Annotated in this window: 4 protein-coding genes and 3 rRNA genes; 5 read left to right on the plus strand and 2 right to left on the minus strand. The window is 42.2% G+C overall.

What is annotated here, in order from left to right:
* The first annotated feature begins 24 nt into the window (after positions 1–24).
* The 5 genes from AOR04_RS18475 (at position 25) to AOR04_RS18495 (ending at position 10479) form a co-directional block, all read left to right on the plus strand.
* Complete coding sequence (locus tag AOR04_RS18475) at positions 25–3369, plus strand: type I restriction endonuclease subunit R (RefSeq protein WP_096794261.1); 3345 nt, start codon at positions 25–27, stop codon at positions 3367–3369.
* Between the two features lie 821 nt (positions 3370–4190).
* A 16S ribosomal RNA gene (locus AOR04_RS18480) occupies positions 4191–5726 on the plus strand.
* Positions 5727–6025: 299 nt separating this feature from the next.
* Positions 6026–8916: ribosomal RNA gene (locus AOR04_RS18485) — 23S ribosomal RNA — on the plus strand.
* Between the two features lie 211 nt (positions 8917–9127).
* Positions 9128–9242 (plus strand): 5S ribosomal RNA (rrf, locus tag AOR04_RS18490).
* The 16S, 23S and 5S rRNA genes sit together here, the layout of an rRNA operon.
* 601 nt (positions 9243–9843) lie before the next feature.
* The gene (locus AOR04_RS18495) at positions 9844–10479 is read left to right on the plus strand and encodes a methyltransferase family protein (protein WP_096794262.1); all 636 of its coding nucleotides are present in this window, start codon (positions 9844–9846) and stop codon (positions 10477–10479) included.
* A gap of 36 nt (positions 10480–10515) precedes the next feature.
* Here the strand turns inward: AOR04_RS18495 and AOR04_RS18500 are convergent, their stop codons facing one another.
* Positions 10516–12534: an EAL domain-containing protein gene (locus AOR04_RS18500; protein ID WP_096794263.1), complete on the minus strand. Its 2019-nt coding sequence runs from the start codon at positions 12532–12534 to the stop codon at positions 10516–10518.
* 4 nt (positions 12535–12538) lie between these two features.
* Complete coding sequence (locus AOR04_RS18505; RefSeq protein ID WP_096794651.1) at positions 12539–12979, minus strand: YfiR family protein; 441 nt, start codon at positions 12977–12979, stop codon at positions 12539–12541.
* Positions 12980–13057: the final 78 nt, after the last annotated feature.

Consider the following 13057-nt stretch of genomic DNA (forward strand, 5'->3'; position numbering starts at 1 on the left):
AAACCAGCGGACGGTGCTAAATAGATGAAATTTACTGAAGCCAGATTAGAACAAGCGGTAGTCGAGTTATTAGCCGAACAAGGCTATCCGCATTTATTGGGCGGGCAGCTCACCCGCAATAATAGCGAAGTATTAATTAAAGAAGACTTATGTGCTTTTTTAACCAAGCGTTACGCTAAAAATAATATTACCACGGGTGAAGTAGACTCGATTATTGCAAAGCTCGAAAAACTCCCTGACAGTGATCTATACGAGAGCAATAAAACCTTTTGTAACTGGCTAAGTGATGGTTTTTTACATAAAAGAGACATGTTAAGTGGTCAAAGTAGTGATGCGGCGAAGAGCCAGTCTCAAAAAGATTTATATATTCAATTACTCGATTACGATAACGTTGAGCAAGGCATTAAAAGCAGCTTAATAGCAGGCAGTGCTATGGCTGCTTTCGATAATGTAAATGAAGCGAGCGTTACTTACCTGCAAGACGACAACATTTACCGCTTTGTTACCCAGTTAGAAATACAGAGCCCCACAAGCTACGACAATATTGAACTGCGTATTCCCGATGGCATTTTATATGTGAATGGCTTGCCATTGGTGGTGTTTGAATTTAAAAGCGCGATACGCGAGCAAGCCCCTATTTTTGAAGCGTTTGAGCAACTAACTGTGCGCTACAAACGCGCTATTCCTCAGTTGTTTGTATTTAATACCTTGTGCGTTATAAGCGATGGCGTAAATAATAAAATGGGTAACTTATTTGCGCCGTATCAGTTTTTTTACTCGTGGGGTAAAGTAACGGGGCAAGAGCTAACAGCGCAAGAGGGCATTAACTCGTTACATACCTTATTGCAGGGTTTGTTTGATAAAGCGCGCCTGCGCGATGTAATGCGCAATTTTGTGTTTTTCCCTGATTCTGATAATAAAAGTGCGTGCAAAAAAGAGAAAAAAATTGTGCCGCGTTACCCGCAATATTATGCGGCTAATAAGTTGTTCGAAAATATAAAGCTGCATTTAAAGCCACAAGGCGATGGTAAAGGCGGTACGTACTTTGGCGCAACGGGGTGTGGTAAAAGTTACACCATGCAATTTTTAACACGCTTATTAATGAAAAGCGTTGAACTTAAAAGCCCGACCATTATTTTAATTACCGACCGAACCGATTTAGACGATCAACTCTCGCAGCAGTTTGGTAATGCTAAAACCTACATTGGCGATGACACGGTAAAAACAGTCACCAGCCGTACTCACTTGCGTGAGCTATTAAAAGGCCGTAACAGCGGCGGTGTATTTTTAACTACCATTCATAAGTTCACCGAAGACACTGCGCTTTTAACCGAGCGCACTAACGTTATTTGTATCTCTGATGAGGCGCATCGTAGCCAAGTTAATCTCGATCAAAAAATTACTATTACCGACAAAGGCCCAAATGCCGGAGTGAGAAAAACCTTTGGTTTTGCAAAATACCTGCATGACTCATTGCCAAACGCCACTTATGTTGGTTTTACTGGCACACCAGTAGACGCGACTTTAGATGTGTTTGGTGAAGTAGTTGACTCGTATACTATGACCGAATCAGTCAAAGATGAAATAACCGTACGCATTGTTTACGAAGGGCGCGCCGCTAAGGTGTGTTTAAACAATAGCAAGCTGGCAGAAATTGAAGCTTATTACAAAGAATGCGCCGATGCAGGCAGTAACGAGCTGCAAATAGAAGACAGTAAAAAAGCCACTGCGAACATGAATAGCATTTTAGGCGACCCTGATCGTATTAAAGTGTTAGCAAAAGATTTTGTACAGCACTACGAAAAACGTGTTGAAGAATGCTCAACGGTTGCCGGCAAGGCAATGTTTGTGTGTAGCTCGCGTGATATTGCTTATCAGTTGTATCAAGAATTAGAAGAATTACGTCCAGATTGGTTTGATGTAGTCGACTCTTTAAACGAGCAGGACAACGCGCAAAACTTATCGGATACCGAGCGAAAGCGTGCTATTAGCGAAGGCCGTATTGCAGCCCCTTCTGAAAAAGTAAAAATGGTGATGACCCGTGGTAAAGACGACGTCGCACACTTATATAATTTACTGGGCAGTAAAGACGAACGTAAAGAGCTTGATAAGCAATTTAAAAACAAACATTCAAACTTTAAAATAGCCATAGTGGTCGATATGTGGCTAACCGGTTTTGATGTGCCATTTTTAGACACCATGTACATAGATAAGCCACTGCAAAAGCACAGCTTAATACAAACTATTTCGCGGGTTAATCGCCAGTTTGAAGGTAAAAATAAAGGCTTGGTAGTCGATTACATTGGTATTAAATCTGAAATGAATAAAGCGTTAGCGCAGTATTCAAAAACAGACGAAACCAACTTTGAAGACATTACCGCCTCGGTTATCGAAGTAAAAAATCACTTAGCGTTACTTGCTCAGTTATTTCATAAGTTTGACAGCCGCGCGTACTTTACCGGCGAAGCCGTTGCACAGCTTAATTGTTTAAACCACGCAGCCGAGTTTGCGCTTATTACCGAAAAGCGCCGAAAACGCTTTATGGATTTAGTTAAACGTTTAAAAGCCGCTTACGATGTATGTTGTGGTAGTGAAAAAATTAACGAAAACGAGCGTAACCACATTCACTTTTACCTCGCTATTCGCTCTATTATTTACAAGCTAACCAAAGGCGAAGCGCCCGATACCGCGCAAATGAACGCCAAAGTACGTGAAATGATAGCCGAAGCCCTACAAAGCGACGGTGTCGAAGAGGTATTTAAACTCGGCAATGAAGACGGCGGCGAAATTGATATTTTTAATGACGACTACATCGCCAAAATAGAAAAAATAAAACTCCCCAATACCAAAATAAAAATACTGCAACAAATGTTAGCTAAAGCCATAGGCGAGCTTAAAAAAGTAAACCAAACCCAAGGTATCGACTTTACTAAACGCTTTGAATCGCTGGTACAGCGCTATAACGAGCGAAAAGATGATGACATATTGGTAAGTAACGTACTTGATGAGTTTTCAGACACTATGGTTAATATGATTTACAGCGTACGCGACGAAATGAACGCCGGCGACGAGCTAGGTATTGATATTGAAGAAAAAGGCTTTTACGACGCATTAAAAATGCTCGCGGTTAAATACGACTTTGACTACCCCGAAGATAAGTTGATTGAGCTCGCCCAAGCGGTAAAAGTAATAGTGGACGACAAAGTTAAATTTGTTGATTGGAACCACCGCGAAGATATTAAATCATCACTAAGAGTAGAGCTTATTTTAATACTGGCTAAATTTAAGTATCCGCCAATTAGCCACGACGAAGTGTACAAAGAAATATTTGAGCAAGCACAAAATGTAAAAGCGAATAAAGAGAAGTAAAACATAAAGCGGACGATGTTCAATAGCTAAGCGAATAATTGGTAGTGTTTAAAGTTGGTATCTGTTCAGTAAATTTGTGAAAAGAAAATTCAATTGAATTTCATAGATACAGTTTAAGCTACTTAATTAGCTTAAGCTCAATGATCAATACATTATAATGTCAGCTTTGTTATTGCGCTATTTTAGTGGCGCTATAGTAAAACACTTATTTAATGCAGTAGTGATAACCGCACAGTTAACATAGCTCTGCAGTGTTATTTATAGAGGTGTTTTTAAGTCCCCCTGGGATTTGTGTACAAATTGGTTGTTTAATGGGCAAAAAAGGCGATGCAGCCCTTTGTTTGTATAGCTTTTATACTAAATTGATTTAATTGTCAAAAAGCTGAAATAAAACATTGACCCCCGCTCGGATCTCCCTATAATGCGACCCCACTGAGACGGGAAACGCCAACGCATAGCAAGGCACGAACTAATCAGAGAGTTAAATAAAACTTCGGTTTTAAATCTTCTAAAAAGAAAGTTTAAAACAAAGTATTGACTCGAAAAATAAAGGGTGTATTATTCGCATCCCTTGAGACGCTAAAGCGACTCAAAATGTTCTTTAACAATATAAAGCAATCATCTGTGTGGGCACTCGTACAGATTGAGTTCTAACAGCCAAGCTTAGTTCGCTAAGTAAGGCAAACAAATTAGAGTCTCAATTGAAAACTGAGTGACCAACAGAATAGTTATTTCGGTAATTATTCGGCACAGTCAATTCAATATCGAAAGATATTAAAAAATTCAGAATTCATTGAGCTGTCGAAAGACATAAAACTTTTTAATTGAAGAGTTTGATCATGGCTCAGATTGAACGCTGGCGGCAGGCCTAACACATGCAAGTCGAGCGGTAACAGAGAGTAGCTTGCTACTTTGCTGACGAGCGGCGGACGGGTGAGTAATGCTTGGGAACATGCCTTGAGGTGGGGGACAACAGTTGGAAACGACTGCTAATACCGCATAATGTCTACGGACCAAAGGGGGCTTCGGCTCTCGCCTTTAGATTGGCCCAAGTGGGATTAGCTAGTTGGTGAGGTAATGGCTCACCAAGGCGACGATCCCTAGCTGGTTTGAGAGGATGATCAGCCACACTGGGACTGAGACACGGCCCAGACTCCTACGGGAGGCAGCAGTGGGGAATATTGCACAATGGGCGCAAGCCTGATGCAGCCATGCCGCGTGTGTGAAGAAGGCCTTCGGGTTGTAAAGCACTTTCAGTCAGGAGGAAAGGTTAACGGTTAATACCCGTTAGCTGTGACGTTACTGACAGAAGAAGCACCGGCTAACTCCGTGCCAGCAGCCGCGGTAATACGGAGGGTGCGAGCGTTAATCGGAATTACTGGGCGTAAAGCGTACGCAGGCGGTTTGTTAAGCGAGATGTGAAAGCCCCGGGCTCAACCTGGGAACTGCATTTCGAACTGGCAAACTAGAGTGTGATAGAGGGTGGTAGAATTTCAGGTGTAGCGGTGAAATGCGTAGAGATCTGAAGGAATACCGATGGCGAAGGCAGCCACCTGGGTCAACACTGACGCTCATGTACGAAAGCGTGGGGAGCAAACGGGATTAGATACCCCGGTAGTCCACGCCGTAAACGATGTCTACTAGAAGCTCGGAGCCTCGGTTCTGTTTTTCAAAGCTAACGCATTAAGTAGACCGCCTGGGGAGTACGGCCGCAAGGTTAAAACTCAAATGAATTGACGGGGGCCCGCACAAGCGGTGGAGCATGTGGTTTAATTCGATGCAACGCGAAGAACCTTACCTACACTTGACATACAGAGAACTTACCAGAGATGGTTTGGTGCCTTCGGGAACTCTGATACAGGTGCTGCATGGCTGTCGTCAGCTCGTGTTGTGAGATGTTGGGTTAAGTCCCGCAACGAGCGCAACCCCTATCCTTAGTTGCTAGCAGGTAATGCTGAGAACTCTAAGGAGACTGCCGGTGATAAACCGGAGGAAGGTGGGGACGACGTCAAGTCATCATGGCCCTTACGTGTAGGGCTACACACGTGCTACAATGGCGCATACAGAGTGCTGCGAACCTGCGAAGGTAAGCGAATCACTTAAAGTGCGTCGTAGTCCGGATTGGAGTCTGCAACTCGACTCCATGAAGTCGGAATCGCTAGTAATCGCGTATCAGAATGACGCGGTGAATACGTTCCCGGGCCTTGTACACACCGCCCGTCACACCATGGGAGTGGGTTGCTCCAGAAGTAGATAGTCTAACCCTCGGGAGGACGTTTACCACGGAGTGATTCATGACTGGGGTGAAGTCGTAACAAGGTAGCCCTAGGGGAACCTGGGGCTGGATCACCTCCTTATACGATTTAGAACTTATTTGTTCGTAGTGTCCACACAGATGATTGTTAATTAGTGCTTGTCCCTTTGGGATAACTAATTAATATGCTCTTTAAAAATTTGGAAAAGCTGATAATAAAATTCTGATGAATACATTGTATTTATCAAGAGTTTTCAAAAGTAAAAAAACAATGGTAGCAGTACCATTGAGTGCCATTTAGTTAACTCTTATGAGTTGATTGATTGGTATCTACTTTAGTATTCAATATTAACTTCTGGCGAAGTTAAACTGTCACAAAACAAAGACCCGTTTGGGTTGTATGGTTAAGTGACTAAGCGTACACGGTGGATGCCTTGGCAGTTGGAGGCGATGAAGGACGTATTAACTTGCGATAAGCCTAGTCAAGCTAGTAAAAAGCGCTTGAGACTAGGATTTCCGAATGGGGAAACCCACCTGCTTGCAGGTATCGTTAACTGAATACATAGGTTAACGAGGCGAACGCGGAGAACTGAAACATCTAAGTACCCGTAGGAAAAGAAATCAACCGAGATTCCGAAAGTAGCGGCGAGCGAAATCGGAACAGCCCTTAAGCTTATTATGTGTTAATGGAAGGCTGCTGGAAAGCGCCACGATACAGGGTGATAGTCCCGTACATGAAAAGACATTTTAAGTGAAATCGAGTAGGTCGGAGCACGTGAAACTTTGACTGAATATAGGTGGACCATCATCTAAGGCTAAATACTCCCAACTGACCGATAGTGAACCAGTACCGTGAGGGAAAGGCGAAAAGAACCCCTGTGAGGGGAGTGAAATAGAACCTGAAACCGTGTACGTACAAGCAGTAGGAGCCCACTTGTTGGGTGACTGCGTACCTTTTGTATAATGGGTCAGCGACTTATATTTTGTAGCGAGGTTAACCGAATAGGGTAGCCGTAGGGAAACCGAGTCTTAACTGGGCGAATAGTTGCAAGGTATAGACCCGAAACCCGGTGATCTAGCCATGGGCAGGTTGAAGGTTGAGTAACATCAACTGGAGGACCGAACCCACTAACGTTGAAAAGTTAGGGGATGACCTGTGGCTAGGAGTGAAAGGCTAATCAAACCGGGAGATAGCTGGTTCTCCCCGAAATCTATTTAGGTAGAGCCTCGGACGAATACTTACGGGGGTAGAGCACTGTTAAGGCTAGGGGGTCATCCCGACTTACCAACCCTTTGCAAACTCCGAATACCGTAAAGTAATATCCGGGAGACACACGGCGGGTGCTAACGTCCGTCGTGAAGAGGGAAACAACCCAGACCGCCAGCTAAGGTCCCAAAGTCATAGTTAAGTGGGAAACGATGTGGAAAGGCCCAGACAGCCAGGAGGTTGGCTTAGAAGCAGCCATCCTTTAAAGAAAGCGTAATAGCTCACTGGTCGAGTCGGTCTGCGCGGAAGATGTAACGGGGCTAAACTATGCACCGAAGCTGCGGATTCAGAATTTATTCTGAGTGGTAGGGGAGCGTTCTGTAAGCGGTTGAAGGTGTACCGGGAGGTATGCTGGACGTATCAGAAGTGCGAATGCTGACATGAGTAACGATAATGGGAGTGAAAAACTCCCACGCCGGAAGACCAAGGGTTCCTATCCCATGTTAATCAGGGTAGGGTAAGTCGACCCCTAAGGCGAGGCCGAAAGGCGTAGTCGATGGGAAACAGATTAATATTTCTGTACTCGATATAATTGCGATGGGGGGACGGAGCAGGCTAAGCAAGCATAGCGTTGGTAGTCTATGTGAAAGTGAGTAGGGCGTTTGTTTAGGTAAATCCGGACAGACATTAAACCTGAGACACGAGACGAGTCACTACGGTGATGAAGTTGCTGATGCCATACTTCCAGGAAAAGCCTCTAAGCTTCAGATTATATGGAATCGTACCCCAAACCGACACAGGTGGTCAGGTAGAGAATACTAAGGCGCTTGAGAGAACTCGGGTGAAGGAACTAGGCAAAATCGTACCGTAACTTCGGGAGAAGGTACGCTCCTATCTGTGATGAGACTTGCTCTCTAAGCGGACGGGAGCCGCAGTGACCAGGTGGCTGGGACTGTTTATTAAAAACACAGCACTGTGCAAAATCGCAAGATGACGTATACGGTGTGACACCTGCCCGGTGCCGGAAGGTTAATTGATGGGGTTATCCTTAGGGAGAAGCTCTTGATCGAAGCCCCGGTAAACGGCGGCCGTAACTATAACGGTCCTAAGGTAGCGAAATTCCTTGTCGGGTAAGTTCCGACCTGCACGAATGGTGTAACCATGGCCACGCTGTCTCCACCCGAGACTCAGTGAAATTGAAATCGCAGTGAAGATGCTGTGTACCCGCGGCTAGACGGAAAGACCCCGTGAACCTTTACTACAGCTTGGCACTGAACATTGAACCTACATGTGTAGGATAGGTGGGAGACTTTGAAGATGAGACGCTAGTTTTGTTGGAGTCAACCTTGAAATACCACCCTTGTAGTTTTGATGTTCTAACGTTGGCCCATGAATCGGGGTTACGGACAGTGCCTGGTGGGTAGTTTGACTGGGGCGGTCTCCTCCTAAAGAGTAACGGAGGAGCACGAAGGTTGGCTAAGTACGGTCGGACATCGTACGGTTAGTGTAATGGTAGAAGCCAGCTTAACTGCGAGACAGACACGTCGAGCAGGTACGAAAGTAGGTCATAGTGATCCGGTGGTTCTGAATGGAAGGGCCATCGCTCAACGGATAAAAGGTACTCCGGGGATAACAGGCTGATACCGCCCAAGAGTTCATATCGACGGCGGTGTTTGGCACCTCGATGTCGGCTCATCACATCCTGGGGCTGAAGTCGGTCCCAAGGGTATGGCTGTTCGCCATTTAAAGTGGTACGCGAGCTGGGTTTAGAACGTCGTGAGACAGTTCGGTCCCTATCTGCCGTGGGCGTTTGAGAATTGAGAGGGGTTGCTCCTAGTACGAGAGGACCGGAGTGAACGAACCGCTGGTGTTCGGGTTGTCATGCCAATGGCATTGCCCGGTAGCTACGTTCGGAACTGATAAGCGCTGAAAGCATCTAAGCGCGAAGCAGGCCTCGAGATGAGTTCTCACTAGACTTTTAAAGTCTCTGAAGGGCCGTTGAAGACTACAACGTTGATAGGCAAGATGTGGAAGTGGTGTGAGCCATTAAGCTAACTTGTACTAATTACCCGTGAGGCTTAACCATACAACGCCAAACGCGTTTTATGTGATAGTGAAGCAAGCGAAGAAGTTAATATAACTAAAGTAGAAATTACTTAGAAAGACTTAAAAAATATTATCAGATATTTTCCAAATTCAAGAGGTGACTCTTAGCGCGTAGCGTTAAAGTTGAGGCACCTTGCGCAAAGAAAATGGTAGCACTACGTGCTTGTCATTAATTCTTTGCACCATATTTGCTTGGTGACAATAGCGTTTTGGACCCACCTGATTCCATGTCGAACTCAGTAGTGAAACGAAACAGCGCCGATGATAGTGTAGCATTTGCTATGTGAAAGTAGGACATTACCAGGCTTCAAATTAAAGAAACCCGTTGCAGCAATGTGACGGGTTTTTTTGCTATCTGGGATTTAGTAAATAGCCAAGAGTCCATGCCGAACTCAGTAGTGAAGTCAAAGCTTCGACCGATGATAGTGTAGCATTTGTTATGTGACTTTTTACCGCTGTGGGCACTAAGACATTACCAGGCTTCAAATTGTAGAGAGCCCGACTAGAAATAGTCGGGCTTTTTTACGTCTGCAGAAAAGTGAAAATAAAAGCGGTAGCAAGAGCCCATGCCGAACTCAGTAGTGAAACAAAACAGCTCGAAGGCGAGACCCACTGAGGGCCGCCCTGACACAAAGATAGTGTAGCATTTCACTGTGACTCTCCACCGCTGTGGGTACCATGACATTCTACTGCGTAGCGCACCGACTTAACATTGTAGAGAGCCCGAATTTAACGATTCGGGCTTTTTTACTTCTGCAGAAAAGTGGATGGATAATACATGGTATCATTGGTAAACTTACTCTAATCTTTTATGCCCATTTAGCTGACTTTGCTTGTTAATTAACAGTATGAACACTAAAGTTAATTTATAGTATTAGCTAAAAAATAATGTGTGTGAGCTCCCTCAATGAACTATCAACCCTTTATAGATGACTCAGTATCCTTAATAGAGTTTACACGTATTTACCTCGCTATTTTCTATACATTTGTTGCGGGATTTTATACTTATAGAATTATTTATAAGAATCGAATCACACCCTCAGGCGTAATTTTTCCTGGTCAGCAGTATTGCTCTAGTTGGTGGAACCATATGGCGTTTAAATTTTTCAGGGCTGCTATTTGGTTTGTGTGTGTTGTGAGAGTTTTTATTCCTGAATTAGATAATTATTTAGTATTATTTGAACCTTTAAACGGCTGGCCTGGGGTCATGTTTGGCAATGTATTACTGAGTGCTGGGTTTATATTAAGTATGTTTGTACATTTTGATATGGCATCACTTTGGCGCTCAGGAATAGATCCTAATGGGCCAAAGGAGCTAAAAACCACTGGACTCTATGACTATTCTCGCAACCCTATGTATTTAGGTGTTGCAGCGGCTCAAATTGGTTTCTTTTTAGCATTGCCGTGTGTATTTAGTCTGATATGTTTGATTGTAGGGGTGAGCGCTTTATATAGACAAACTTTAGTAGAAGAAAAGCATCTATCGCAATCTTTTTCAGAGCAGTATCAGTATTATAAACAACGCGTACCTCGCTGGTTGTAATAAAGATACTACCCACATACAAGCTGGTATTTAATTTTAAAGTAATACTTTAGACTTTACGTACTTTTCAATAAAGCTTTGTTTAGTGATTGGTTTTGAAAATACATAACCTTGAATATAATCACATGCTAACTGCTTTAATAGTAAGTATTGATGTTGGGTTTCTACCCCTTCAGCGACAACCTTTACACCTAAATTATGTGCCATTGTTATTATTGCCTTTATAAGCGCTATGCTGTTTTCATTGGTTTCTATATCTCTAATAAAAGAGTGATCAATTTTTAGGATATCGATATCTAAGCGTTGAAGATAGGCAAGTGATGAATAACCGACACCAAAATCATCTATTGCTATATCAATATTTTTTGCGTTAAGTCGCTTTAATTGACTCTGTATTAAAGAATCAGGATCCATTAGAGTGTTCTCTGTAACTTCTATGAGAATAGTATGGGCGGGGAGTTTGTATTGCTCACTTGCTTCTAGCCATTCATTTACCCAATTACCAGCACGATCAATCTCAAGTGGTGACGTATTTACGCTAATTTGTATAGGTGTTTCGCAAAGTAGATTAAATTGAACAGTATCTTTAATTGCTTGTAGTTTTACCCACTGGCCAATATCGCTTATTAAGCCATTCTTTTCAGCGATTGGTATAAATTCATTTGGGCCAATTAGACCTCGCTCAGGGTGATTCCAGCGTATTAACGCTTCGGCTTTGGGTACTGATGTACCATTGATAGAAAAAATGGGTTGATAATAAAGCTCAAATTGACTTTTTTTAAGGGCAGTATGTATTTGTTCTATTAAACGGCGCTTTTCGATTGCTTGTTCTTCCATAGCATAAGTGAAAAATTCGTAGCGGTTTCTACCTTTATGTTTAGATAAATACATTGCTTGATCAGCTCGCTTTACTAAGTCTTCTACTGTTACCCCATCCGTTGGATAAAAAGTTAAACCTAAACTTGCAGTCACATACACCTTTTCTTTTTTTAGATGAATACACTGCATTAAGCTACTTTTTACTGCATTTGCAACCTTACTTGCGCTCGCTTGATTGTCTACTCTTTCTAGAATAAGAGTAAATTCATCACCGCCTAGTCTTGCTACAGTATCGTTAGCTGTTATGCAGTTTTGTAACCTAACTGCGACTTGATGTAACAGTAAATCGCCATAGTCATGTCCGAGACTGTCGTTTATTTCTTTGAAGCCATCTAAATCAATAAAAATAAGGGCAAAAGTTATATTTTTTTTGCTAATTAAACTTTGTAGTTTTTCGTAAAAGTAACGTCTGTTAGGTAGGTCTGTAAGGCCATCTTCATATGCATATTGGTGTAATTGTAAATTTGCATTTTCAAGTTCTTTAGTACGAAGCCGAACTTGATTTTCAAGTGAACTTTCTCGCTGTTCAATCGTGTGTAACATATCGTTGAAACAGGAAGTAAGTTCGCCTACCTCATCTTGCGAGAGCTGTTTTGCACGTAAGCTATAGTCATTCGATTTTGTTATTTGGTTAGCTGTTTGTGCCAAATATAATATAGGGTTTAAAAACCGACGTCTGAGTAATAAGGATAATAGTAAGCTCACAATAAATGTAAATATCACCAAAATAATAAGAAACTTACTATAAAATGCCACTCTATCATTAATGTAGCTATCATTAGCCCTAATTTTTAGCTCACCATAGCAATGAGAATCTAGCTCTAAAACGGTACTTATTTCTATACTATGTTGTGCTGTTTTAGACAGAGAATTGGCGATAGCAAGTGGTTTACCATCTGAGTTACTCACAATCACAGATACTATATCTGAGCGAATAAGCAGTGGGTTAATAAGTTCTTGTATTGCCTCTGCATCGTCAAACATAAGCGCTGTCGTTATATTAGGGGACAACATTTTAGAAAGAGATACTAAACTTTTTACTTGCTCTTCTTTCGCGCTACTTATTTCATAGGCACTAAATACGGTTGTGACTGTTGCGGTTGATACGAGGGCGACACACATTAAAATGACTAAAAGTTTTTTGCTCATTGTGTTTAATAAAAATAGTTTTTTCATTGCATTACCTATCAACAACGCGAGCAAGGCGTAATACTTTTGAACTCATTGTAATACCTACTTCTTTAAGCTTTTTAGGCGCTATTTCGAAACGAATTTTACCACTTGAAAGAAAAAACCTAATGTGTCCGCCATTTTTAATAAAACCTTCAGTTTCACCTATAACCATAATATTGTCATAAGGAAAAACCTTTAGGTTTTCCCAATTAGCGACTGTATTGACGGTTATAAAAAGCATATCACACGATACGTTCGATATATCGTTGAGAGCAATATGTTTATTCTTTAAAGGTAATCCTTTTACTATTCGTTCTTTTAAAACAATGTTTGCTAACTCAATAAAGTGTTTATCAGGGCTGCATAGAGTAAAAAAATTGTCTTTTTGAGGAAGCGAGTGCCATTGAGAAAATCTGGCAAAATTATATAAGAAGCCTGCTTTAAGCATGTATTCTTTTTCCATTGCATTACAATTCGCACTAAATAAAAATACAAATATAATTAAGGTACGATGGATTAAACTTTT

The organism is Pseudoalteromonas sp. 1_2015MBL_MicDiv, assembly GCF_002407505.1.
Classification (GTDB): Bacteria; Pseudomonadota; Gammaproteobacteria; order Enterobacterales; family Alteromonadaceae; genus Pseudoalteromonas; species Pseudoalteromonas fuliginea.